A 24,687-nucleotide genomic window follows, 5' to 3' on the forward strand; every position below is an offset into this window, starting at 1 on the left:
GCTCACGGCACCACGACGATCTTCCGTCCCACGCCCGCCGCGAACTGCTCCAGCGCCTCCGGGTAGCGCTCCAGCGGGATCCGGTCGCTGATGAACACCTCCGGGTCCAGCACCCCGCCCGCGAACAGTTCCGCCGCGCGCTCGAAGCTGTGCAGCACGGCCATCGAGCCCGTGATGGTGATCTCCTGGTTGTAGATCCGGTACGGGTCGATCGTCACCCGGGTCGCGTAGTCCGCCACCCCGAACTGCAGGAACGTCCCCGCCTTGGCCACCCGGTCCAGGCCGTCCTGGATCGCCGCCGCGTTGCCCGTGGCGTCCACGACCACGTCCCAGCCCTGGGGGCGGTCCAGTTCGTCCGCGTGGGCCGCCGAGGCGGAGACCCCCAGACGGCGGGCCGTCTCCAGCCGGCCGGGGTTGAGGTCCACGACGTCCACGCTCGCCGCGCCGGTCCGCTTGGCCAGCTCCAGCATCATCAGGCCCATGGTTCCCGAGCCGTAGATCAGGACGTGCGCGCCGAGCCGGGACTGCAGGACGTCGTAGCCGCGGACGGCGCAGGAGAGGGGTTCCACCAGGGCCGCGTCCTGGGTGCGGACGTGCTCGGGCAGCTTCACGCAGTTGGCCACCGGTGCGAGGGCGTACTGCGCCGCGCCGCCCGCGGTCGTCACGCCGATCGCGGCCCACCGCTCGCAGAGGTTGTTGTGGCCGGTACGGCAGTAGCGGCACTCGTAGCAGTGCAGGGACGGGTCGACGGCCACCCGGTCGCCGACCGCGACCTCCGTGACCTGGGTGCCGACCCCGACGACCTGCCCCGCGAACTCGTGGCCCGGCACGATCGGCAGCTTCGGCGCGAACTCGCCCTGGAGGATGTGCAGGTCGGTGCCGCACAGGCCGCACGCGGCGACCTCGACGACGACCTCGCGGGGGCCGGGGGTCGGGTCCGGGACCTCGGTGACGACGGCACGGCCCACGGACTCGATGACGGCGGCCTTCATTTCACGGCTCCAAGCGACAGGCCCTGGACCAGCTTGTCCTGGGCGGCGAACCCCGCGGCGAGCACGGGCAGGGACACGACGAGCGACGCGGCGCACACCTTGGCCAGGAACAGGCCCTGGCTGGTGATGAAGCCGGTCAGGAAGACGGGGGCGGTCTCGGCGACCACGCCCGTCAGGACCCGGGCGAACAGCAGCTCGTTCCAGCTGAAGATGAAGCAGATCAGCGCCGTCGCCGCGATGCCCGGCAGGGCGATCGGCGCCACCACGCGCGCCAGGATGGTCGGCAGCCGGGCGCCGTCGATCTGCGCCGCCTCGATCACCGCGACCGGGACCTCCGCCAGGAAGGACTGCATCATCCACACGGCGATCGGCAGGTTCATCGAGGTGTAGAGGATGACCAGCAGCCAGATGTTGTCGAGCATCCCGGCGTTCTTGGCGAACAGGTAGACGGGCAGCAGGCCCGCTACCACCGGCAGCATCTTCGTGGACAGGAAGAAGAACAGCACGTCCGTCCACTTCCGCACGCGGCGGATGGAGAGCGCGTACGCCGCCGGGAAGGCCAGCAGGAGCACGAAGAGGGTCGAGGCCACCGACGCCGTGACCGAGTTGATCAGCGCCGGCCAGGGGCTGGCGCCGCCGCTCACGCCGAAGAAGTCGCGGTAGCCGTCCAGGGTCAGGGCGGCGGTGAAGGACGGGGGGTTGGCGGCGGCGTCCGCCTCCGAGTGGAACGAGGTCAGGGCCATCCAGGCGATGGGCAGGAAGAACAGCAGCCCGACCAGCCAGGCGACCAGGCCGAGGCCCGCTCCACCGCGGCCGCGGACCCGTACGGCGACGGTGCTCATGCGCGTGACACCTCCTCACGGAACAGGGACGACACCACGCGCAGCGCGAAGGTCGCGATGACGATCGAGCCGATGACCACCAGGACGCCCGCGGCCGAGGCGAGACCGTTCTCGTGCGCCTGGTAGAAGCTCTGGTAGACGGTGTACGGCAGGTTGGCGGTGCCCAGGCCGCCGGACGTGATCGTGAAGACCGCGTCGAAGTTCTGGACGATGTAGATCGAGCCCAGCAGGGCGCCGAGTTCGAGGTAGCGGCGCAGATGCGGAAGCGTCAGGTGGCGGAAGACCTGCCAGTCGCTCGCGCCGTCCACCCGCGCGGCCTCGATCTGCTCGTGGTCGCGGCTCTGCAGCCCCGCCAGGAGGATCAGCATCATGAACGGTGTCCACTGCCACACCAGTGAGGCCTCGACGGCGAGCAGCGGAGTGTGGGAGATCCAGTCCGGCTGAGGACCGCCCACATAGTGCAACAGCCCGTTGAAGAGACCGTATTCAGGGTTGTACAGCACGTGTTTCCACAGCAGGGCGGCGGCCACCGGCACCACCAGGAACGGGGCGATCATCAGCGTGCGCACCACGCCGCGGCCCCGGAAACTCCGGTTGAGCAGCAGCGCGACGGCCAGGCCGAGGACCAGGCTGACCAGGACGACCGTGACCGTCAGCAGGATCGTCGTCCACACCGAGTGGCGCAGGTCCGGGTCCGTGACGACCTGCCGGTAGTTGTCGACGCCGGTGAAGTGACGGTCCTTCGGATACAGGGCGTTCCAGTCGAAGAACGAGATCACCAGGGTGGCCACGAACGGCAGCTGGGTCACCACGATCATGAAGACCAGCGCGGGCAGCAGAGGCGCCCGGGTGGCCCACGCGCGCATACGGTTCGACGGCCGGGCCGCCGGCCTCGCGGTGGCGGCGGCGACCCGGGCGGAGGTGGTGACGGTCATGATCCCTCGTACTTCTTGCCGACGGCTTCGGCGAGCCGCTGGGACTTCTTCAGCGCGCTGTCCACGGACTGCCGGCCGGCGACGGCGGAGCTGAGCTCCTGGGAGACCTTGGTGCCCAGGTCGGTGAACTCGGGGATGTCGACGAACTGGATGCCGGGCGCGGGCCGGGGCTGCACACCCGGGTCGTTCGGCTTGGCACCGGCGATGGCGCTGCGGGTGACGTCCGCGAAGGCGGCCGCCTCCTTGCGGTACTCCGGGATGTCGTACGTCGACGAACGCTTGCCGGCCGGCACGTTGGCCCAGCCCGCCTTGTCGCCCACGAGCTTCTCGTAGTCCTTGCCGGACGCCCACGAGATGAACTTCCAGGCGTCGCCGGCGTTCTTGGACGCCTTCTGGATGCCCCACGCCCAGGTGTAGAGCCAGCCGGAGCTGTCCGTCTTCTCGACCGGGGCCGGCACGTAGCCCATCTTGCCCTTCACGGGGGAGCCGGAGGCCTCCAGCGAACCGGCGCCGGACGTGGCGTCGTACCACATGGCCGTCTTGCCCTGCGTCATGTTGTTCAGGCACTCCGCGAAGCCGGACTGCGGGGCGCCCGCCTCGCCGTGCTTGCGGACCAGGTCGACGTAGAACTGCGCGGCCTTCTTGAAGGCGGGCGCGTCCAGCTGCGCCTTCCAGTCCTTGTCGAACCAGGTGCCGCCGAAGGTGTTGGCGACCGTGGTCAGCGGAGCCAGCATCTCGCCCCAGCCGGGCAGCCCCCGAAGACATATGCCCTTCATGCCCGGCTCGGCGCCGTCCACCTTGGCGGCCAGGTTCGCGACCTGCTGCCAGGTGGGCTTGGCCGGCATGGTCAGGCCCTTCTTCCGGAAGACGTCCTTGCGGTACATCAGGAAGGAGGACTCGCCGTAGAAGGGCTCGCCGTAGAGCTTGCCGTCCGCCGCCGTGAGGGCCTGCCGCATCGGCTTGAGGATGTCCTGCTGGTCGAAGGCGGTGTCCTGCTTGACGTACGAGTCCATCGAGTGCAGCCAGCCGTTCTTGGCGTAGATCGGGATCTCGTAGTTGCTGAGGGTGGCGACGTCGTACTGTCCCGCCTGGTTGGCGAAGTCCTGGCTGATCTTGTCGCGGACGTCGTTCTCCGGCAGGACGGTGAAGTTGACCTTGATGCCGGTGTCCTTGGTGAAGTGGTCCGCGGTGAGCTTCTGCAACTCCACCATCTGCGGGTTGTTCACCATCAGGACGTTGATGGAGTGGCCGCCGGAGGAGCCGGACCCGCCGGCCCCCGAGCAGGCGGCGAGTGAGGCGATCAGTGTGGCCGTGGCGGTCACTGCGAGCAGTCTGCGGGGCGCGGGTCGGCTGTGGGGTGGCATGCGGCTCTCCTGATGTTCCGTGACAAAGGGGACAGTTGTAAGGCGGATGTGCTCAACGGGCGGGCCGGTTCGGTCACCGGCCGCCCGTCCGGGGCGGCCGGGGGCGGCCCGCGGTCAGACCCGGACGACCTGCGGGCCCAGCAGGGAGTAGCGGTGGGCCTCGGCGGCCGGGAGCAGGGTGCTCGTGACGATCGCCTCCAGCGCGCCGACCTCGGCGAACCGGCAGAAGCTGACCGCCCCGAACTTGGTGTGGACGCCCACGAACACGGTGCGCCGGGCGGCCCTGACCGCCTGCGCCTTGACCTCGCTCACCGCCGGGTCCGGCGTGGTCAGGCCGTGCTCCCGGGAGATGCCGTTGGCGCCGATGTAGGCGAGGTCGAGGACGAAGCCCGAGAGCATCTTCGTCGTCCAGTGGTCGACGGTGGCCAGCGTGCCGGGGCGGACCCGGCCGCCGAGCAGCAGCACCGAGATGTTGCCGGACTCCGCGAGGGTGCCCGCGACCGGCAGGGAGGCGGTGACCACGGTCAGCGGCCGGTCCGCCGGCAGGGCCTCGGCGATGAGCTGCGGGGTGAAGCCCTCGTCGACGAAGACCGTCTCGGCGTCCCCGAGCAGCCCGGCCGCCGCCGCGGCGATCCTGCGCTTCTCGGGCACGTGGCTGGTGGCACGGAAGGCGAGGGTCGTCTCGAAGCCGGCGCTCTCCACCGGGTAGGCGCCGCCGTGGGTGCGGCGGACCAGGCCGTGGTCCTCCAGCGCGCGCAGGTCGCGCCGGATGGTCTCCTTGGCCACGCCCAGTTCGGCGGCGAGCGCGGTGACGTCGACGGCGCCGCTGGCGCGTGCGGTCCGCACGATCTCCCGCTGGCGTTCCTCCGCCGTCCTGGTGCTCATCCGGTCACCCACTTCCCTGCGCAGCTGGTGGAGCTGGTGGAGCTGCCCGTTCGGGCCTTGGGGGAAGTTCTACAACGGGTGGGCGGCGCCGACCAGGCCTGTTGCGGGCCCGATGATGCCCGGGTGTGCCCGGATGCCGCCGGCGGTGCCCGCGGCGGACCTGCGGGGGCGGAGCGGGGCGGGTGGGATCGGGCACGGCCGGTGCCCGAACACGCGGGCGGGCGGGCCCGTTCGGTGCCCGCCCGCGCGCGTGGACGATGGTTTCCGGCCCGCCGGGGCCGGTGGAGGGGTCAGTACGGCCAGATCGGCGGGTCGTTCACGAAGTGGCCGCCGAGGTGGCTGTGGGCCGGGTCGGCCGGGTCCGGTTCGCCGTGCTCGGCGATCAGCTTCCCGGCGTACGGCTCGGAGTCGTCCCGCGGCTCGTAGCCGAGCTCCCGCGCGGAGGTCAGGTCCCACCACAGGCGGGTGTTGGCGGAGGAGCCGTAGACCACCGTGTGGCCGACCCCCTCGGCGGTCAGCGCCGCGTGGAAGAGCCGGGCGCCGTCGGCCGGGCTCATCCACACCGACAGCATGCGCACGCTGGTCGGCTCCGGGAAGCAGGAGCCGATGCGTACCGAGACGGTCTCCAGGCCGTGCTTGTCCCAGTAGAGCTGGGCGAGGTCCTCGCCGAAGGACTTCGACAGGCCGTAGAAGGTGTCGGGGCGGCGCGGGGTGTCGACGGGGATCAGCGGCTCGCCCGGGCGCGGGGCGGGGGTGAAGCCGACGGCGTGGTTGGAGGAGGCGAAGACGACGCGGGGCACGCCCTCGAGGCGGGCGGCCTCGTACAGGTTGTAGGTGCCCTCGATGTTCGACCTCAGGATCTTCTCGAAGGGCGCTTCCAGGGAGATGCCCGCGAGGTGGAGGACGGCGTCCACGCCGCGCACCGCCTCGCGCAGCGCCCCGGTGTCGGTGAGGTCGGCGGTGACGGCGTCGGGCGCGTCCTCGACGGGGCGCACGTCGAACAGGCGCAGCGTGTAGCCGTACTCCGGCAGCAGGGACCGCATCAGGGTGCCGAGCCCGCCGGCGGCGCCGGTGAGCAGAATCGTGCGGGGAGCGGGCATCCTCGGTCTCCTTGGCATTCAGTGGCCGCCTGCATGGACAGGGTTCACATGCATGGACACGCTAGGGAGCGGTCGCCGACCTCGTCAAGTGTGCCGTGGCGTGCGGAAATCCGCTGCCGTGTTGCTCGTTCGCCCGCTTGACCGCCCTCGGCGGGCCCCGTAGCGTGAGGCCGTTCAGAGATATAGACACCGATCAGGCACATGCATCGATGGCAGGGATGGACATGGATGGACAGGGAACGCCCGTGACGCCACCGCCTCTCGCCGACCGGCTCCGCGACCCGCGCGGGCCGCTGTTCTTCCCCGTCACGGCCTACGGTCCCGACGGCTCCGTCGACCTCGACGTCCACCGCACCCATGTCCGCCGGGGCGTCGCGGCCGGGGCCGCCGCCGTGTTCGCCGCGTGCGGCACCGGCGAGTTCCACGCGCTGCTGCCCGAGGAGTTCCAGGCCGCGGTGGAGGCGACCGTCGAGGCGGCCGGGGGCCGCGTCCCGGTCGTCGCGGGCGCCGGCTACGGCACCGCCCTCGCCGTCCGCTACGCGCGGCTGGCCGAGGAGGCGGGCGCCGACGGGCTCCTCGCCATGCCGCCGTACCTCGTGCGCGCCGGGCAGGAGGGCCTGCTGCGGCACTACCGGGAGGTCGCCGCCGCCACCGCCCTGCCGGTGATCGTCTACCAGCGCGACAACGTCGTCCTCACCCCGCGCACCGTGGTCGAACTCGCCCGCACCGAGGGCGTCATCGGCCTCAAGGACGGCCTCGGCGACCTGGACCTGATGCAGCGGATCATCAGCGCCGTGCGCACCGAGGCGCCCGGCGACTTCCTGTACTTCAACGGCCTGCCCACCGCCGAGCAGACCCAGCTCGCCTACCGGGCCCTCGGCATCACCCTGTACTCCTCGGCGGTGTTCTGCTTCGCCCCCGAGATCGCCCTCGCCTTCCACCGGGCCCTGGAGACGGGCGACCAGGACACCGTGCGCCGCCTCCTCGACGGCTTCTACCGCCCGTTCGTCGAACTGCGCGCCCAGGGCAGCGGCTACGCCGTCTCCCTCGTCAAGGCGGGCGTGCGGCTGCGCGGCCTGGACGTCGGCGAGGTCCGGCCCCCGCTGCACGAGCCGGCCGAGGACCACGTCAAACAGCTCGCCCATCTCATCGAGCGCGGCTGCGCGCTGCTGGAGGAGGACGCGTGAAGGCGTCGGCGTTCGTCTACCCCTGGGACGTCACCGGGGACCCGGAGGCACCCGCGCGGATCGCCGCCCTCGGCGTGGAGCAGGTGACCCTCGCGTCCGCCTACCACTCCACCCGCGCCCTCACCCCCCGCCACCCCCGCCACCGGATCGTCACCGCCGAGTACGCGGCCGTCCTGTACCCCGCCGGGGACCGCTGGGCGGGCCGCGGCCTGCGCCCCTTCCCCGCCGGCCGCTGGGCCCCCGGGAACGCGTACGGCGAGGCCGCCGAGGCGCTCGCGGCGGCCGGCCTGGAGGTGCACACCTGGGTCGTCCTCGCGCACAACTCCCGGATGGGCGCCGAGCACCCGGACACCTCGGTCGTCAACGCCTACGGCGACCGCTACCCGTGGGCCCCCTGCATCGCGCAGCCCGCCACGCGCGCGTACCTGGTGGACCTGGCCGCCGAGGCCGCCGTACGGCCCGGCGCGCGGGGCGCCGAACTGGAGTCCCTCGGCTGGTACGGCCTGCAGCACCTGCACGCCCACGACAAGACCGCCGGGGTCGGCCTCGGCGAGGCCGGCCAGTACCTGATGTCGCTGTGCTTCTGCCCCTCCTGCCGCACCGGCTACGGAGACCACGGCCTCCACGCCGACGCGCTGGCCGCCGCCGTACGGGCCGCCCTGGAGCCGCTGTGGCGGGGCACCGCGGACGACGGCGGATGGCCGGCGGTCGAGAAGCTCCTCGGCGAGGACACCGCGGCCGCAACGCGCGCGTGGCGCGACACCACCGCCCGCACCCTCCAGGAGGAGGCCGTGGCCGCCGTGCGCGCCGCCGCGCCCGGCGGTTTCCAGGTGCTGCTGCACGCGGACCCGGTGCCGTACCACTGCGGCGCCAACGCCGGCGTCGACCCCGCCCACATCCTCTCCGTCGCGGACGGCGTCGTGGTCCCCTGCGCCGGCGGCACGTCCCTGCTGGCGCCCTTCGCCGAGCACGCGCGCGTGGGGACGGTGCTGGCCGCCAACTTCACCGTGGTCTCCGGCATGGGCGGCAGCCCCGGCACCCTCGCGGCCGACGCGGCACGCGCGCGTGCGGAGGGGGCGACGCAGCTGCGGCTGTACCACGCGGGACTGGCGTCGGACGGGGACCTCGCGGCGGTGCGGGAGGCGCTGGCCGCCCGCTGAGCCCTCCGGGGGCTCAGCGTGGCGGGTGCGGGCGGCGGCGATCCGCCGGAACCACTCGACGCGCGGTGGGGCGGACGCGCGGTGGGGCACCGCCCGGTCGAGCGAAGCCGAGAGCAGGGGAGGCCGCCGGCGCGGGCGCCGCCTGCCTCGGTGGCGGCGGCCCGGGCGGCCGGGAGTTCGCGTTCATCGCCTGGTCACCTGCGTCGCCTACCGCGGCCTGGGCTCCCGGACCTTCGGCTCCCGGACCTTCCCCGGCACCGCCCGGCCGCTGCCCGGTGATCGCGGGGCGGTGCCTCACGGGCGGCCGTTCGCCGTGGCGGTGGCGGACCGGCCGGGACGGCGTCGGCGCGTGCGGGCGAACCCGCCGCGCGGCGATGAGTCTCCGCGAGCCGGCCGGTCATCACTCCGTACGGGTGCCGCACTCCCGAAGGAGCGAGACATGACAACGGTCGACCTGGGCCCGCAGGCCCGCATCGTGGCACGGCTCGCCGAGGCGGTCGCCGACGAGCGGCTGCCGGGCCCCACACCGTGTCCCGGCTACACGGTGCGCAACCTGCTGGGCCACGTGCTGATGCTGTCCGTCGCCTTCCGCGACGCCGCCCGCAAGGACCTCGGACCGACGACCGGCGGCAGCCCGGGCACGGTCGTCCCGGACCTCGGGCCCGGCTGGCGCGCGGAGCTGCCCAAGGCGCTGGACGAACTCGCCGACGCCTGGCGCGACCCGGCCGCCTGGACCGGCACCACGCGCGCGGGCGGCGTGGTCCTGCCCGGCGAGGTCGCGGGCGCGGTCGCCGCCGACGAACTGGTGATCCACGGCTGGGACCTGGCCCGCGCGACCGGGCAGCCCTACGATCCCGACCCTGCCGCCCTGGACGCGGCCCACGGCCTCCTGCTCGCCGCCGCCGAGGACCCGGAGCGCGGCGGCGGCCTCTTCGGCCCGGCCGTCCCGGTCCCGGCCGGGGCCCCGCTGCTGGACCGGACGGTGGGCCTGAGCGGCCGCGACCCCGGGTGGCGGCCGGCCGGCGAGTAGCCCGGCCGGTCCGGCACGAGTACGCGGACCGGTGGGCCGTCCCCCGGCGCACCGGTTCACTGCTGCCATGACCGCACCGCACCCCGCGCCGCGGCCGGGAGCCGCCGACCGTGATCCCGGCGCCCGCGTGGCACCGGCGATCGCGACGGCCCCGATGAGCGGGCTCGGCCCGGCCGCCGTCCTGTTCGGCGGCCGTCCGCCATGGCGACGGACGGCTGCGGCCCCGACGACTGCCCGGCCGCGCTGAACACGTCCCTGGCCCGGATCTTCGAGCTGATCCACTACGGCGGCCCGCTCTCCGCCGCGGCCCTCCTCGCGCCCCGGCCGCTGCCCGCGAAGCGCCGCCGGTCGGTGCCGCGCGCCTGGACGGCCGGCCTCGCGCTGCCGCCACCCGCGACGGTGCTCCACCTCGTGTGGACCTTGCCCGTCCCGTGAGGGAAGCGCCCGGCACGGACAAGACCGGGTTCCGGTTGTCCGGGTCACCCCGAAAAGGGGCACCCGGCGTCGTACGCTCCCTCCTATGCCGCTCACGCTCACGGTCCTCGGCACCGCCTCCCCGCACCCCGGACCGGACCGCCCCTGCTCCGGATACCTGCTGTCCGGCGGAGGCGCCGAGGTGTGGGTGGACGCGGGCCCCGGGACGTTCGCGCAGTTGCAGCGGTACACGGATCCGGCGCGGCTCACCGCCATCTGGATCTCGCACCTGCACGCCGACCACAGCGCCGACCTGCTCGCCGCCGCGTACGCCTTCGCGTTCGGCGGCATGACCCCGGCCGCCCCCGTCCCCGTCTACGCCCCGCAGGACTGCGCCCGGCGGCTGGCCGGCTTCTTCGGCCGCCCGGACACCGGCTTCCTCAAGCACGTCTTCGACTTCCGCGACCTGTACGACGGCCATGACGTGCGGCACTGGAACCTGCGGCTGACCTCCCGCGCCGTCGCCCACGACGCCGAGACGTACGGGCTGCGCGCCGAGTGCCAGGGGAGCGTGCTGGCGTACTCCGGCGACAGCGGCCCCTGCCCGGCGCTCACCGAGCTCGCGGCCCGCGCCGACCTGTTCCTGTGCGAGGCGGACATCGACACGCATCGCGAAGGCGAACACTTCCCGCAGGTGCACTGCACCCCCGAGGACGCGGGCCGCACCGCCCGCGAGGCGCGGGTGCGGGAGCTGATGATCACCCACGTCGGGCCCACCCTGACCCGTGAGGCGGCGACCGAGCGGGCCGCCGAGGCCGCAGGCCGGCCGACGTACACCGCCGTCGAGGGCGACATCCGCGCCGTCTGAGCCGCTCGGGACCGCACGGCGCGAGTTCCTCTGTCAGAAGCATTGACGAAACACGGGCCCCCTCCTACCTTCAACGCGTCGTACTTCGTACGTCATATATGAGACGCGATATGTGAGATCCGAGAGGGCCGCATGACCTCTGTGCCCACCCCGATCCCGTCCCGCACGCAGTACGTGCTGGACGCGATCAAACACCGCATCCTGACGGGGCAACTGACGCCCGGACAGGCCCTGGTCGAGACGGAACTGGCCGCGCAGTTCGGGGTGTCCAAGACCCCGGTGCGCGAGGCGCTGAAGACCCTCGCCGGGACCGGTCTCGTCGTGATGAGCCAGTACAAGGGCGTCACGGTGCGCATGGTGGACGCGGACATGGCGCGCGAGGTCTACGACGTGCGGCTGCTGCTGGAGCCCGAGGCCCTGCGGCGCGCCGTGCGGCGCGGCGCCTCCCTCGACGCCGCCCGCGACGCGCTGACCCGCGCCGACGACGCCACCGACACCGCCGAACGCTCCCTCGCCAACCGCGAGTTCCACCGCGCCCTCTACCTGCCCTGCGGCAACCCGCTGCTCGGCCGGATGCTGGACGAGGTGCGCGACCAGGCCGCCCTCGTCTCGGCCGTCGCCTGGGCGACCGACCCCTCCTGGGACCGGGAGGCCGCCGAGCACCGGGAGATCCTGCGCCTCGCCCTGGACGGCGACGCCGACGGCGCGGCCGGCGCCCTGCACGCCCACATCGCGTCGTTCGTACGGCGGGCGTTCCCCGCGGACGCCGACGGCACCGGCGACACCGCGGGCACCCAGCCCCGCCCGGAGGAAGGCCAGGAATGAGCAGCGTGACGTTCGAGACCCAACGGGCGGCCCTGGCCGACGTGGTGGCCATCCCGGTGACCCCCTTCGCCGAGGACGGCTCCGTCGAGCAGGACACCCACCGGGCCCTGCTGCGTCGCCTGCTCGACGGCGGAGTCAGGACCCTCACCCCGAACGGCAACACCGGCGAGTTCTACGCCCTCACCCCCGAGGAGCGCCGCCTCGTCACCGAACTGACCGTGGCGGAGGCCGGCGAGCGGGCCGTGATCCTCGTCGGCGTCGGGCACGACCTGCCCACCGCGATCGCCTCCGCCCGGCACGCCCGCGGGCTCGGGGCCCAGATGGTCATGGTCCACCAGCCCGTCCACCCGTACGTCTCGGCCGGCGGCTGGGTCGACTACCACCGGGCCATCGCCGCGGCCGTGCCCGAACTCGGCGTGGTGCCGTACATCCGCAACGCCCAGCTGCCCGGCGCCCGCCTCGCCGAACTCGCCGACCACTGCCCGAACGTCATCGGCGTCAAGTACGCCGTCCCGGACGCGGCCCGCTTCGCCGCCTTCGCCCGGGACGCGGGCCTCGACCGGTTCGTGTGGGTCGCCGGCCTCGCCGAGCCGTACGCCCCCTCCTACTTCTCGGCCGGCGCCACCGGTTTCACCTCCGGACTGGTGAACGTCGCCCCGGCCGTCTCGCTGAACATGATCGAGGCGCTGCGCGCCGGCGACTACCCGGCCGCCATGAAGGTCTGGGAGCAGATCCGCCGCTTCGAGGAACTGCGCGCCGCGCACGGCTCCGCCAACAACGTCACCGTCGTCAAGGAGGCCCTCGCCGGCCTCGGCCTGTGCCGCCGGGACGTCCGCCCGCCGAGCAGGCCGCTGCCCGAGGAGCAGCGCGCCGAGGTCGCCGCCATCGCCGCCGGGTGGTCGATATGAGCACACCGAACCCGCCGCGCCGGAACCCCGAGGACCTCAGGAGCCACCAGTGGTACGGCACCGACGGGCTGCGCTCCTTCAGCCACCGGGCCCGCACCCGGCAGCTCGGCTACCTCCCCGAGGAGCACCTCGGCAAGCCGGTCATCGCGATCCTGAACACCTGGTCCGACATCAACCCCTGCCACGTCCACCTCCGCGACCGCGCCCAGGCGGTCAAGCGCGGGGTGTGGCAGGCGGGCGGTTTCCCGCTGGAGTTCCCGGTCTCCACCCTCAGCGAGACCTTCCAGAAGCCGACCCCCATGCTCTACCGCAACATGCTCGCGATGGAGACCGAGGAGCTGCTGCGCTCCTACCCCGTCGACGGCGCGGTGCTCATGGGCGGCTGCGACAAGTCCACCCCGGCCCTCCTGATGGGCGCGGCCTCCGTCGACCTGCCCGCCGTCTTCGTGCCGGCCGGCCCCATGCTGCCGGGCCACTGGCGCGGTGAGGTGCTCGGCTCCGGCACCGACATGTGGAAGTACTGGGACGACAAGCGCGCCGGCCTCATCGGCGACTGCGAGATGCAGGAACTGGAGAGTGGCCTGGCCCGCTCGCCCGGCCACTGCATGACCATGGGGACGGCGTCCACGCTGACCGCCGCCGCCGAGGCACTGGGCGTGACGGTCCCGGGCGCCTCCAGCATCCCGGCCGTCGACTCCGGGCACGACCGGATGGCCGCCAAGGCGGGCCTGAGCATCGTCGACCTGGTCCACCGGGACCTGAGGCTGAGCCGGATCCTCACCCGGGAGGCCTTCGAGGACGCGGTCACCACCGTGCTCGGCCTCGGCGGCTCCACCAACGCCGTGATCCACCTGATCGCCATGGCGGGCCGGGCCGGAGTGCGGCTCACCCTCGACGACTTCGACCGCATCGCCCGCACGGTCCCCGTCCTCGCCGATGTCCGCCCCGGCGGGCAGAAGTACCTGATGGAGGACTTCCACTTCGCCGGCGGCCTGCCCGGCTTCCTCTCCCGCATCCCGGACCTGCTCCACCTCGACCGGCCGACCGTCTCCCACGCCACCCTGCGCGAGCAGATCGACGGCGCCCAGGTGCACGACGACGACGTCATCCGGCCCCGCGGCAACCCGGTCGCCCGCGAGGGCGGCGTCGCCGTCCTGCGCGGCAACCTCTGCCCCGACGGCGCCGTCATCAAGCACATCGCCGCCGAGCCCCACCTGCTCAAGCACACCGGACCCGCGGTGGTCTTCGACGACTACCGGACCATGCAGCGCACCATCAACGACCCGGCGCTGGGCATCACCGCCGACAGCGTCCTCGTCCTGCGCAACGCCGGTCCCAAGGGCGGCCCCGGCATGCCCGAGTACGGCATGCTCCCGATCCCCGACCACCTGCTCAGGCAGGGCGTGCGGGACATGGTGCGGATCTCCGACGCCCGCATGAGCGGCACGAGTTACGGCGCCTGCGTGCTGCACGTGGCACCGGAGTCGTACGTCGGCGGGCCGCTCGCCCTGGTGCGCACCGGGGACCTCGTCACGCTGGACGTCGAGGCACGCACGCTCCACCTCCACGCGGACGACGCGGAGCTGGCGCGCAGGCGGGCCGCCTGGACACCGCCGCCCGCCCGCTACGAGCGCGGCTACGGCGCCCTCTACAACGAGCAGATCACGCAGGCCGACACCGGCTGCGACTTCGAGTTCCTGGCCCGCCCGGGCCACGTGCCGGACCCGTACGCCGGCTGACCCCGCCTCCTTTCCGGCACACCAGACCCATGTGTAGGTAGCAAGCGCTTCCTACACCCGCTGTACCCGTCCCACTGCGAAACGGAGAACAGTCATGGCCCAAGCCGCAGCCGTGGCGAAACCGCCCGCGCCACCCCGGCGGCGCCGTGCCTCCGCGACCCCGCGCAGGCTGCCGTACCTGCTGATCGCGCCGGCGGCCCTGCTGATGCTGGGCTTCATCGCCTACCCCGTGCTCAGCGTCTTCTACTACAGCCTGCAGGACTACAACCCCACCAAGCCGTGGCGGAACGGCTTCGCGGGCCTCGGCAACTTCACCCAGGCCTTCGCGCACGACCCGCAGTTCTGGGACACGCTGACCTTCAGCGCCAAGTGGGTCGTGGTCGAGGTCGGGCTGCAGCTGCTGTTCGGGCTCGTGCTGGCGCTCATCGTCAACCAGACCTTCGTCGGGCGGGGCCTGGGACGGGCCCTGGTGTTCTCCCCGTGGGCGGTCTCCGGGGTGCTGACCTCCGCGATCTGGGTCCTGCTCTACAACTCCCAGACCGGCATGACCCGTTACCTCGCCGACGCCGGCATCGGCTCCTACGGCACCAGCTGGCTCTCGGACACCTCCACGGTGTTCCCGGCGGCGGTGGTCGCCGACCTGTGGCGGGGCGTCCCCTTCTTCGCGATCCTCATCCTCGCCGACCTGCAGTCCGTCTCCCGGGACCTGTACGAGGCGGCCGAGGTCGACGGCGCGAGCAGGCTCAAGCAGTTCTGGCACATCACCCTGCCCCACCTGAAGGACGCGATCGTCCTGTCCACGCTGCTGCGCGCGGTGTGGGAGTTCAACAACGTCGACCTGCTCTACACCCTGACCGGCGGCGGCCCCGCGGGCGAGACCACGACCCTCCCGCTGTACATCGCCAACACCAGCGTCGACGCCCACAACTTCGGCTACGCCTCCGCCCTGACCACGGTGGCGTTCGTGATCCTGCTCTTCTGCTCGATCGTCTACCTGCGGCTGAGCAAGTTCGGAGGCGACACCAAGTGATCACCGAGATCGCTCCCGCGCCCGAGCGCACGGTGCCCGCGCCCGCCCGGCCGCGCCGCGGGCGCCGCGCCTGGGACGAGGTCCCGCGCTGGCAGATCTACCTCCCGCTGTCGGTCTACCTGCTGTTCACCCTGGTCCCGTTCTACTGGATCCTGCTCTTCGCCCTGCGCCCGGCCGGCTCCACCTCCCTGGTCCCCTGGCCGATGACCTTCGACCACTTCCGGAAGGTGTGGACCGAGCGCAGCTTCGGCACCTACTTCGCCAACAGCGTCTACGTCGGTCTCGCCACCCTCGTGCTGACCACCCTGGTCGCGCTGGCCGGCGGCTACGCCCTCGCCCGCTTCGACTTCCGCCTCAAGCGCGGCTTCATGCTGGCCCTGCTGTGCTCCCAGTTCGTGCCGGGCGCGCTGCTGCTGGTCCCGCTGTTCCAGATCTTCGCCAAGCTGTCGATGATCAACTCACTGGGCAGCGTCGTCCTCGCCGAGACGGTGTTCCAGCTTCCGCTGTCGATGATCCTGATCAGCGGCTTCATCCGGAACGTGCCGTACTCCCTGGAGGAGGCCGCCTGGGTGGACGGCTGCAACCGGCTGACCGCCTTCCGGATCGTCGTCCTGCCGCTGCTGCGGCCCGGGCTGATCGCCGTCGGCTCCTTCGCCTTCGTGCACGCCTGGAACCACTTCCTGTTCGCCCTGATGTTCCTCTCCGACCAGAGCAAGCAGACCATCCCGGTCGGCCTCAACACCCTGATGAGCGCGGACAGCGTCGACCTGGGCGCCCTCGCGGCGGGCGGCATCGTCGCCGCCGTACCCGTGGTGATCGTGTTCGCCTTCATCCAGAAGTGGCTGATCACCGGCTTCAGCGCGGGGGCGGTGAAGGGATGACGACGACACCGCTGCCCGTCGTCCTGGCGGGCGCGCGCGGCCACGGCCACTGGCACCTGGACAACATCCGCCGGCTCCAGCGCGCCGGGCTCCTCCGGCTGGCCGGGATCTGCGAACTGACCCCGCTGACGGCCGAGGAGATCCCGGACGGGCTCGGCGCCCCCGAGCAGTCCGCCGACCTCGGGGCGCTCCTCGACGCCACCGGCGCGCGGATCGCCGTGATCTGCACGCCGATCCCCACCCACACCGACCTGGCCCTCACCGCCGCCCGGCGGGGCGTCCACGTGCTGCTGGAGAAGCCGCCCGCCCCGTCGTACGCCGAGTTCCGGCGCATGGCCGACGGGGTCGCCCGGGCCGGGGTGGTCTGCCAGATCGGGTTCCAGTCGCTGGGCTCGCACGCCGTGCCCGCGATCCGGCGGCTCGTCGCCGAGGGCGCGATCGGCGAGCTCGTCGGGGTCGGCGGCGCCGGGGCCTGGGCCCGGGACGAGGCCTACTACCGGCGGGCGCCCTGGGCGGGCAAGCGGCGGCTGAACGGCGCCGACGTGGTCGACGGGGTGCTCACCAACCCCCTCGCGCACGCCGTCGCCACGGGTCTCGCCCTGCTCGGCGCGACCCGCGCCGAGCACGTCACCGGCATCGAGACCGAACTGCTGCGCGCCAACGACATCGAGTCCGACGACACCTCCTGCGTCCGCGTGAGCACCGTGCACGGCCCGGTCACGGTCGCCGCCACCCTGTGCGCCGAGGAGCCGGGGGAGCCGTACGTGCTGCTGCACGGCGGCAGCGGGCGGATCACCTTCTGGTACAAGCAGGACCGGGTGCTGCTCCAGCGCGCCGGGCACGGCCCGCAGGAGACCGAGTACGGCCGTACCGACCTGCTGGAGAACCTCGTTCAGCACCTCACCGCCGGTGCGCCGCTGCTGGTCGCCCCGGACGAGACCGGCGCCTTCATGCGGGTCGTCGAGGCCGTCCGGACCGCCCCCGACCCGGCCCCGCTGCCCGAGAGCGCCTGGCGCCTGCTGCCCGACGGGCCCCGCCGGGTGGTGACCGGCGTCGACGGCATGGTCGCGGCCAGCGCCGACACCCTCGCCCTCTACTCCGAGCTGGGCGCCTCCTGGGCGCTGCCGAAAGAGGTGAGCACCTGATGACGTCCCCCGACAGCCTGGTCCTCAAGGTCGCCGGCAGACCGGTCGGCCGGTACGTCACCCGGCCCGAACTGCCCGCCCGGCTCTCCCCGCGCCCCTACCTGCACCCCGTCACCACCCTGGCCGGCACGCCGGTCACCGAACTGGGCCCCGCCGACCACGCACACCACCTCGGCGTCGGTGTCGCCGTCCCCGACGTCGAGGGGCACAACTTCTGGGGCGGACGCACCTTCGTCCGCGACAAGGGACCGACCGAGCTGGACAACCACGGCGCCCAGCGGCACACCGCCTTCCAGCTGCGCGACCCCGACGGCTTCGTGGAGGAGCTGCGCTGGGTCGCCGCCGGGGCCGAGCTGCTGCGCGAGCGCCGCACCGTCGCCGCCACCGAACTGACCGACGGCGCCTGGGCGCTGGACTTCACCTTCTCCCTCACCAACGTCACCCCGGGCCCGCTGTCCTTCGGCAGCCCCGCCACCAACGGGCGGCCCGGCGCGGCCTACGGCGGCTTCTTCTGGCGGGCCCGCAGGGAGACGGCGGCGCCGGACGTCTTCACCGCCGACCGCGAGGGCGAGCACGCCGTCCACGGCAGCCGCGCCGGCTGGCTCGCGCTGGCCGGCGCGGACTGGACGCTGGTGTTCGCCGGAGCCACGGAGGACACCCGCCGCGACCCGTGGTTCGTCCGGGCCGCCGAGTACCCGGGGGTGGGCTCGTCGCTGGCCTCCGGACAGCGGCTGCGGGTGGCGCCCGGCGGGACCGTCGTACGGCGGATCGTCACCGTCGTCGCCGACGGCCGCCCCGGCCGGGACGCCGTCGCCGCGCTGGTGCGCAAGGCGGTGAGCCGGTGACCGCCCCCGCCACCTACCGCAACCCGGTGCTGAACGCCGACTGGTCCGACCCCGACGTCGTCCGCGTCGGCGACGACTTCTGCCTCACCGCCTCCAGCTTCGGCCGCGCCCCCGGCCTGCCGCTGCTGCACTCGCGCGACCTGGTGAACTGGACCCTCGTCGGCCACGCCCTCGAACGCCTCGAACCCGAGGCCGAGTTCGCCCGGCCCCGGCACGACCGCGGGGTCTGGGCGCCGTCGATCCGGCACCACGACGACCGCTTCTGGATCTTCTGGGGCGACCCCGACCAGGGTGTCTTCCAGGTCAACGCCCCGGCGATCCGGGGCCCGTGGACCCGCCCGCACCTGGTGAAGGCGGGCAAGGGGCTGATCGACCCCTGCCCCCTGTGGGACGACGAGACGGGCGACGCCTACCTGGTGCACGCCTGGGCCAGGTCCCGCTCCGGCGTCAGCAACCGGCTCACCGGCCACCGGATGCACCCCGACGGCGGCTCGCTGCTCGACGAGGGCAAGGTGATCGTCGACGGCGACCGCATCCCCGGCTGGTTCACACTGGAGGGGCCCAAGCTCCACCGGCACGACGGCTGGTTCTGGATCCTCGCGCCCGCCGGGGGAGTGGAGACCGGCTGGCAGGGGGCCTTCCGCTCGCGCGGCTTCTTCGGGCCGTACGAGCAGCGGATCGTCCTGGAGCAGAAGGACACCGACGTCAACGGGCCCCATCAGGGCGGCTGGGTGCGCACGGCGGCCGGCGAGGACTGGTTCCTGCACTTCCAGCAGCGCGGCGCCTACGGCAGGGTCGTCCACCTGCAGCCGATGCGCTGGGACGCCGGCTGGCCGGTGCTCGGCGACGACGGCGCCCCCGTCGCCGTGCACCGGCGGCCCGCCCTGCCCCCGCAGCCGGCCGCGGCACCCGCCACCGACGACGACTTCCCCGGCGGACGGTACGGCCGCCAGTGGCAGTGGACGGCCAACCCCGGCGACGGCTGGGCCACCCAGCACTCCGCGGACGGACTGCGGCTGACCTGCGTCCGCTCGGCCGACGCCCACGACCTGCGCCGGCTGCCGCACGTGCTGACCCAGCGGCTGCCCGGCAGCCCGTGCGCGGCCGAGGCGGAGGTGCGCCTCGACGGCACCGAGCCGGGTGCCCGGGCGGGCCTCGCGGTGCTCGGGGACGCGTACGCGTGGATCGGGCTCGAGCGGGCGGCCGACGGGACGGTCCGGCTCGTGCACCGGTTCGCCGAACCCGGAGCGGAGCGCGAACGGGACGCCGGCACCGTGTGCCGCGCGCCCGGCGGCCGGGCCCGGCTGCGGATCGAGGTGGCGGCCGGAGCGCGGTGCCGCTTCGGGTTCGACGTCGGGGACGGCCCGCGCTTCTCCTCCGGGCCGGTCTTCACGGCCACCCCCTGGCGCTGGGTCGGCGCCCTGCTCGGCCTGTTCGCCGCCGCGCCCGAGGGACCGGGCGGTGCGGGAACGGCGACGTTCACGAGGTTCCGGATCGACGACCTGTAGTTCCTTCCCACCGGTCCGGTTCCACCCCTCCTGTCCAGTTTCTAGAAGAGAAGAGCCGACTCGATGAAGAGCAGCATCCGCAGCAACAGACGTGCCGCCACGGCCGTCGCCCTGGGCTCCGTCCTCGCGCTGGCCGCCACCGGCTGCGGCGACGACGGCAGCGGCGGCGCGGGAGACAAGGGGGGCGAGGGCTCCGGCAAGGGCACGATCACCTTCTGGGACAACAACGGCGGTGTCCGCACCGACATCTGGAAGCAGGTCATCGCCGACTTCGAGAAGAAGAACCCCGGCATCAAGGTCAAGTACGTCGGCATCCCGGCGGCCGGCGCCCAGTCCAAGTACGACACCGCCATCCAGGGCGGCGGCCTGCCCGATGTCGGCGGCGTGGGCACCGCGATGCTCGCCGAGGTCGCGGTCCAGGGCGCGCTGGAGCCGCTGGACGGCCGGCTGCGGAAGAGCTCGCTGAACGGCAAGCTGAGCCAGAACCTGCTCGACGTCAGCAAGGCGGCGGGCGGCGGGGACACGCTGTACCAGGTGCCGACCTCCGCCAACAACGGCACGCTGTGGTACCGGACCGACCTGTTCAAGAAGGCCGGCCTGGACGCGCCGACCACCTGGTCGAAGTTCTACGAGGCCGCCGACAAGCTCACGGACAAGGGCCGGAACCGGTTCGGCTTCACCATCCGGGGCGGCGAGGGCGCCATCGCGCCGGCCCTCGACGCGGTGTACGGCCAGACCGGGATCACGTCCTTCTGGAACGGCGACAGGACCACGGTCAACGACCCCAAGAACGTGGCCGCCCTCGAGAAGTACGTCGCGCTGTACAAGAAGGACACCCCGTCCGCCGACGTGAACAACGACTTCACGAAGATGGTCGCCCAGTGGGACAGCGGCACGATCGGCATGCTGAGCCACAACCTGGGCTCGTACCAGGACCACCTGAAGGCGCTGGGCAAGGACAGGTTCCGGGGCATCCCGAACCCCACGCTGGACGACGGCACCCGGGTGCAGGTGTCCAACCCGGTCGACGGGCTGAGCCTGTTCAAGTCGAGCAAGAACAAGGCGGCCGCCTGGAAGTTCATCGAGTTCGCCGTCTCCGCCGCGGAGAACTCCAAGTTCAACGAGTCGGCGGGGCAGGTCCCGGCGAACACCGACGCGGCCAAGGACGCGTGGATCCAGCAGGCCGAGCCGACGAAGCTGGCGGCCGAGGCGCTGAACGGGGCCGACACGAAGATCGTGCAGTTGCCCTACTACCTGCCCGACTGGAACACGATCTCCAAGGCGGACAACGAGCCGAACTTCCAGAAGCTGCTGCTCGGGAAGATGAGCGCGAAGGAGTTCCTGGACACGCTGGCGGACCAGCTGAACAAGGCTCAGGCGGACTGGCAGAAGAACCACTGAGCGCGGGTGGTTCGGTTTCGCGGGGGCTGCGGGCCGGTGGGGGCCGGTCGCGCCCCCGCGGCGGAGCCGCATGCCGATGCGGCCCCGCGCCCCTGAGGAACTTCCCCTTCGTCGAAAGGCACAGGTGTGTCCGTCACCCGTCGGCAGGCCGGCCTCGCGGCCCTCGCCGCCGTTCCGCTGACCCTCGCCGCCACCGGTACCGCACAGGCCACGCGGCGGTCCCGCACCCTCCACATCGCCGGCGACTCCACCGCCGCCCAGAAGTACGCCGACGCCGCCCCCGAGACCGGGTGGGGCATGGCGCTCCCCTTCTTCCTGGCCAAGGACGTGACGGTCGCCGACCACGCGATGAACGGCCGCAGTTCCAAGAGCTTCGTCGAGGAGGGACGGCTCGACGCGATCCTGGCCGTCATCCGCCCCGGCGACATCCTGCTCGTCCAGTTCGCGCACAACGACGAGAAGGCCACCGACCCCGCCCGCTACACCGAGCCCTGGACGTCGTACCAGGACTACCTGCGGCGGTACGTCGACGGCGCCCGTGCGCACGGCGCCCGGCCCGTGCTCGCCACCCCCGTCGAGCGCCGCAGGTTCGACGCCGACGGGAACGCCGTGCCGACCCACGGCGACTACCCGGCGGCGATGCGCGCGCTCGCGCAGAAGACGGGCGTCGCGCTGCTGGACGTCGAGGCGCTGTCGCTCGCGCTGTGGCAGCGGCTCGGGGTGGAGGAGACGAAGACCTACTTCAACTGGACCGCGACCGAGCAGGACAACACGCACTTCAACCCGCCCGGCGCCGTCGCCGTGGCCCGGCTCGTGGCGCGGGAGCTGCTGCGCACCCGGGTGGCGGCCCGCGGCGACGTGATCCGGCTGCACGACGAGATCCCGACGTCCTGGATCACCTGGCCGCCCGCGCCGCAGCCGTCCGTTTCGTGAAAAAGGAGACCCGCATGCGCACCAAATGTCATGGACGTGTCATAGGAACGCTGGTGGGCTGCACGGCTCTCGTGCTCACCGTCACCGGGACCGCCTCGGCACAGCCCGCCCACCGCGCCGGCCTCGGCCGGCAGACGCTGCCCGCCGACGACGGCTGGGCCGCCTACGGCACGGGGACGACCGGCGGCGCCGGGGCCGACGCCGCGCACGTCTACACCGTCACCACCTGGGAGCAGTTCAAGGCCGCCCTCGCCGACGGCGGCAGCGCCCCGAAGATCGTCCGGGTGAAGGGCACCATCGACGCCGACGGACCGAGCTGCGACACCTTCGCCGTGCCCGGCTACGACTTCGCCACCTACCTGAAGACCTACGACCCGGCGGTGTGGGGCCGCACCAGGAACCTCGACGGCGAGCCCGCGGACAGCCCCGAGGGCCTGCGCCGCGCCTCCGCCGCCCACCAGGACGCCTACGTCAAGGCGGCCGTGCCCGCCAACACGACGATCGTGGGCATCGGCAAGGACGCCGGCTTCAAGGGCGCCAGCCTGCAGATCACCGGCGTCGACAACGTCATCGTCCGCAACCTGGCCTTCGAGAGCCCCCTCGACTGCTTCCCGCAGTGGGACCCGACCGACACCGCCGACGGCAACTGGAACTCCGAGTACGACAGCGCGGTGGTCTACGGCTCCACCCACGTCTGGATGGACCACAACACGTTCACCGACGGGGACCACCCCGACTCCACCCTGCCGCACTACTACGGGCGGATCTTCGAACAGCACGACGGCGAGCTGGACATCGTCAAGGGCGCCGACTACGTGACCGCTTCCTGGAACGTCTTCGAGGACCACGACAAGACGATCCTCATCGGCAACAGCGACAGCGCCGCCACCGCCGCCGTGGACCGCGGCCACCTGAAGGTCACCTTCCACCACAACCTGTTCTCGAACCTCGTCGAGCGGGCGCCCCGCGTCCGGTTCGGCCAGGTGGACTCCTACAACAACCACTTCGTCGCGGGCGACGACTACGGATACAGCTACGGCGTCGGCATGGAGTCGGCGATCGTCGCCGAGCACAACGCCTTCACCCTGCCCGACGGCGTCAGGACCGGCTCGATCCTGAAGAAGTGGAAGGAGGCGCCGCTCACCGCCGACGACAACTACGTCAACGGCAGGCCGACGGACCTGATCGCCGTCCACAACGCCGAGGTGCCCGGCGAGACCCTGCGGTCCGGGGCCGGCTGGACGCCGGTCCTGCGCACCCGGGTCGACCCCGCGCGGGCCGTGCCGGGGCTCGTCGACCACTGCGCGGGCGCCGGCCGGCTGCGCTGACGCAAGCCCGGGGGCCGGGAGCGACCCCGGCCCCCTCCTCCGGCCCGAGCCGCAGGGGCCGCCCGAGCCGCCGTCCCCGCCCGGGCCGCCCGGTCCGCACCCGCCGCACCGCGAAGGAGCCCCGCATGCCCTCACCCCGCACGCCCCTTTCCAGACGGCGGCTGCTCGCCGCCGGAGCCGGAGCCGCCGCCGCGCTCGGCCTCGCCGCGGTCCCCGCCCGGGCCGCCGGCCCGTCCCGCCCGTTCGGCCGGTACGGTTCCCCGGCCCGCCGCCTGACCCCGCAGACCCTGTACGTCGACCCGTACGGGCGCGGCGACTTCACCTCCGTGCAGGCCGCGGTGACCGCCGCCACCGGCAGCGGCCGCACCCTCGTCCTCGCGCCCGGCACCTACCGGGAGACGGTCGCCGTCGACCCCAGCCGCACGGAGATGACCTGGATCGGCGCCTCGGAGGACCCCCGGGACGCCGCGATCGTGTACGACAACGCGGCCGGCACCCCCAAGCCCGGCGGCGGGACCTACGGCACCACCGGCTCCGCCACCACCACCGTGCAGGCCGACGGCTTCACCGCCCGCTGGATCACCTTCGCCAACGACTGGCTGCGCGCCGACCACCCCGGCGTCAGCGGCACCCAGGCCGTCGCCGTCAAGGTGCAGGGCGACCGCAGCGCCTTCCTGCACTGCCGCTTCCTCGGCCACCAGGACACCCTGTACGCCGACTCCATGGCGCTCGGCACCTTCGCCCGCCAGTACTACGCCCACTGCTACGCCGAGGGCGACGTCGACTTCGTCTTCGGGCGGGCCACGGCGGTGTACGAGCACTGCCACTTCCGCACCCTGAACCGTACGGACCTCGCGGCCGCCCCGTACGGCTTCGTCTTCGCGCCCTCCACCGCCGTCGCCGACCCGCGCGGCTACCTGGTCGTCCGCAGCCGCGTCACCAGCGAGGCGCCGGACGCGTTCTACAAGCTGGCCCGGCCCTGGGTGCCCGGTTCCGACCCCACCGCGCGCCCGATGCTCACCGTCCGCGGCACCTGGCTCGGCTCCGGCATCGACGCGGTCGCGCCGTACACCGACATGTCGGCCACGTATCCCTGGCAGGACCAGCGGTTCGCCGAGTACCGCAACACGGGCCCCGGCGCGACCGTCACCGTCCCGCCGAACCGGCCCCAGCTGACCGACGCGCAGGCCGCCTCGGCGACCCGGGAGGCGTACCTCGGGGACTGGGCTCCGTGGGGGGAGTGCTGACCGTGCTCCGCTCGGCGACCGGCGTCCCCGCATGCTGTGCCGAACACGGGCGCGGGGGACGCCCGTTCCGCTCGATGGCTTGATATCGATCAGGCAACGGGCCTCGCGCTCCCGGGGGTG

At 72.9% G+C, this 24,687-nt stretch carries 23 protein-coding genes; 17 read left to right on the forward strand and 6 right to left on the reverse strand.

Annotated elements, in window-relative coordinates; translation table 11 throughout:
- Nucleotides 1-2: 2 nt before the first annotated feature.
- The 6 genes from AQJ66_RS30680 to AQJ66_RS30705 form a co-directional block, all read right to left on the reverse strand.
- Nucleotides 3-992, reverse strand: a complete 990-nt coding sequence (locus AQJ66_RS30680; RefSeq protein ID WP_061928454.1) for a zinc-dependent alcohol dehydrogenase family protein — start codon at nt 990-992, stop codon at nt 3-5.
- Nucleotides 989-1,834 carry a carbohydrate ABC transporter permease gene (locus tag AQJ66_RS30685; protein WP_061928456.1) on the reverse strand — a complete coding sequence of 282 codons (846 nt, stop codon included), beginning with the start codon at nt 1,832-1,834 and terminating at the stop codon, nt 989-991. The genes AQJ66_RS30680 and AQJ66_RS30685 overlap by 4 nt, the downstream gene beginning before the upstream one ends.
- Nucleotides 1,831-2,769, reverse strand: coding sequence for a carbohydrate ABC transporter permease (locus AQJ66_RS30690; protein WP_061928458.1), 939 nt, complete (start codon nt 2,767-2,769; stop codon nt 1,831-1,833). Before AQJ66_RS30690 ends, AQJ66_RS30685 begins: the two co-directional genes overlap by 4 nt.
- Nucleotides 2,766-4,133: an ABC transporter substrate-binding protein gene (locus AQJ66_RS30695; RefSeq protein WP_061928459.1), complete on the reverse strand. Its 1,368-nt coding sequence runs from the start codon at nt 4,131-4,133 to the stop codon at nt 2,766-2,768. Before AQJ66_RS30695 ends, AQJ66_RS30690 begins: the two co-directional genes overlap by 4 nt.
- A 114-nt stretch (nt 4,134-4,247) precedes the next feature.
- Nucleotides 4,248-5,018 (reverse strand): DeoR/GlpR family DNA-binding transcription regulator, encoded by a 771-nt coding sequence (locus tag AQJ66_RS30700; RefSeq protein WP_061928461.1) that lies wholly within the window; start codon nt 5,016-5,018, stop codon nt 4,248-4,250.
- A gap of 290 nt (nt 5,019-5,308) precedes the next feature.
- On the reverse strand, nt 5,309-6,118 hold the full coding sequence (locus AQJ66_RS30705) for an NAD-dependent epimerase/dehydratase family protein (RefSeq protein ID WP_061928463.1): 810 nt from the start codon (nt 6,116-6,118) through the stop codon (nt 5,309-5,311).
- Between the two features lie 245 nt (nt 6,119-6,363).
- Between AQJ66_RS30705 and AQJ66_RS30710 the strand changes: the two genes are divergently transcribed.
- From AQJ66_RS30710 to AQJ66_RS30790, 17 genes are all read left to right on the forward strand, one after another.
- Nucleotides 6,364-7,305 (forward strand): 5-dehydro-4-deoxyglucarate dehydratase, encoded by a 942-nt coding sequence (locus AQJ66_RS30710; protein ID WP_061928464.1) that lies wholly within the window; start codon nt 6,364-6,366, stop codon nt 7,303-7,305.
- Nucleotides 7,302-8,465, forward strand: a complete 1,164-nt coding sequence (locus tag AQJ66_RS30715) for a hypothetical protein (RefSeq protein WP_061928466.1) — start codon at nt 7,302-7,304, stop codon at nt 8,463-8,465. The genes AQJ66_RS30710 and AQJ66_RS30715 overlap by 4 nt, the downstream gene beginning before the upstream one ends.
- Before the next feature lie 439 nt (nt 8,466-8,904).
- Nucleotides 8,905-9,495, forward strand: a complete 591-nt coding sequence (locus tag AQJ66_RS30720) for a TIGR03086 family metal-binding protein (protein WP_061928467.1) — start codon at nt 8,905-8,907, stop codon at nt 9,493-9,495.
- Between the two features lie 201 nt (nt 9,496-9,696).
- Entirely contained in the window at nt 9,697-9,930 is a 234-nt protein-coding gene (locus AQJ66_RS40410; protein ID WP_061928469.1) for a hypothetical protein, read from the forward strand.
- An 85-nt stretch (nt 9,931-10,015) separates the two neighbouring features.
- The gene (locus tag AQJ66_RS30730; protein WP_061928471.1) at nt 10,016-10,777 is read left to right on the forward strand and encodes an MBL fold metallo-hydrolase; all 762 of its coding nucleotides are present in this window, start codon (nt 10,016-10,018) and stop codon (nt 10,775-10,777) included.
- A 132-nt stretch (nt 10,778-10,909) separates the two neighbouring features.
- Entirely contained in the window at nt 10,910-11,602 is a 693-nt protein-coding gene (locus tag AQJ66_RS30735; RefSeq protein ID WP_061928473.1) for a GntR family transcriptional regulator, read from the forward strand.
- Nucleotides 11,599-12,510 (forward strand): dihydrodipicolinate synthase family protein, encoded by a 912-nt coding sequence (locus tag AQJ66_RS30740; RefSeq protein ID WP_061928475.1) that lies wholly within the window; start codon nt 11,599-11,601, stop codon nt 12,508-12,510. The genes AQJ66_RS30735 and AQJ66_RS30740 overlap by 4 nt, the downstream gene beginning before the upstream one ends.
- Nucleotides 12,507-14,249, forward strand: coding sequence for an L-arabinonate dehydratase (gene araD / locus AQJ66_RS30745; protein WP_061928477.1), 1,743 nt, complete (start codon nt 12,507-12,509; stop codon nt 14,247-14,249). The genes AQJ66_RS30740 and araD overlap by 4 nt, the downstream gene beginning before the upstream one ends.
- A 94-nt stretch (nt 14,250-14,343) precedes the next feature.
- Nucleotides 14,344-15,279, forward strand: coding sequence for a carbohydrate ABC transporter permease (locus AQJ66_RS30750; RefSeq protein ID WP_061928479.1), 936 nt, complete (start codon nt 14,344-14,346; stop codon nt 15,277-15,279).
- On the forward strand, nt 15,276-16,160 hold the full coding sequence (locus tag AQJ66_RS30755; protein ID WP_061928481.1) for a carbohydrate ABC transporter permease: 885 nt from the start codon (nt 15,276-15,278) through the stop codon (nt 16,158-16,160). Before AQJ66_RS30750 ends, AQJ66_RS30755 begins: the two co-directional genes overlap by 4 nt.
- On the forward strand, nt 16,157-17,305 hold the full coding sequence (locus AQJ66_RS30760) for a Gfo/Idh/MocA family protein (protein ID WP_061928483.1): 1,149 nt from the start codon (nt 16,157-16,159) through the stop codon (nt 17,303-17,305). Before AQJ66_RS30755 ends, AQJ66_RS30760 begins: the two co-directional genes overlap by 4 nt.
- Nucleotides 17,305-18,150: a DUF6807 domain-containing protein gene (locus tag AQJ66_RS30765; RefSeq protein ID WP_061928485.1), complete on the forward strand. Its 846-nt coding sequence runs from the start codon at nt 17,305-17,307 to the stop codon at nt 18,148-18,150. The genes AQJ66_RS30760 and AQJ66_RS30765 overlap by 1 nt, the downstream gene beginning before the upstream one ends.
- On the forward strand, nt 18,147-19,658 hold the full coding sequence (locus AQJ66_RS30770; protein ID WP_061928487.1) for a glycoside hydrolase family 43 protein: 1,512 nt from the start codon (nt 18,147-18,149) through the stop codon (nt 19,656-19,658). The genes AQJ66_RS30765 and AQJ66_RS30770 overlap by 4 nt, the downstream gene beginning before the upstream one ends.
- Nucleotides 19,659-19,721: 63 nt before the next feature.
- Entirely contained in the window at nt 19,722-21,059 is a 1,338-nt protein-coding gene (locus AQJ66_RS30775; protein WP_061928489.1) for an ABC transporter substrate-binding protein, read from the forward strand.
- Between the two features lie 126 nt (nt 21,060-21,185).
- Entirely contained in the window at nt 21,186-21,992 is an 807-nt protein-coding gene (locus AQJ66_RS30780) for a rhamnogalacturonan acetylesterase (protein ID WP_061928491.1), read from the forward strand.
- A 14-nt stretch (nt 21,993-22,006) separates the two neighbouring features.
- Nucleotides 22,007-23,320 (forward strand): pectate lyase family protein, encoded by a 1,314-nt coding sequence (locus tag AQJ66_RS30785; protein ID WP_061928493.1) that lies wholly within the window; start codon nt 22,007-22,009, stop codon nt 23,318-23,320.
- A gap of 125 nt (nt 23,321-23,445) precedes the next feature.
- Entirely contained in the window at nt 23,446-24,567 is a 1,122-nt protein-coding gene (locus tag AQJ66_RS30790) for a pectinesterase family protein (protein ID WP_061928495.1), read from the forward strand.
- Nucleotides 24,568-24,687 lie beyond the last annotated feature (120 nt).

It is taken from the genome of Streptomyces bungoensis, assembly GCF_001514215.1.
In the GTDB taxonomy this organism is placed as follows: Bacteria; Actinomycetota; Actinomycetes; order Streptomycetales; family Streptomycetaceae; genus Streptomyces; species Streptomyces bungoensis.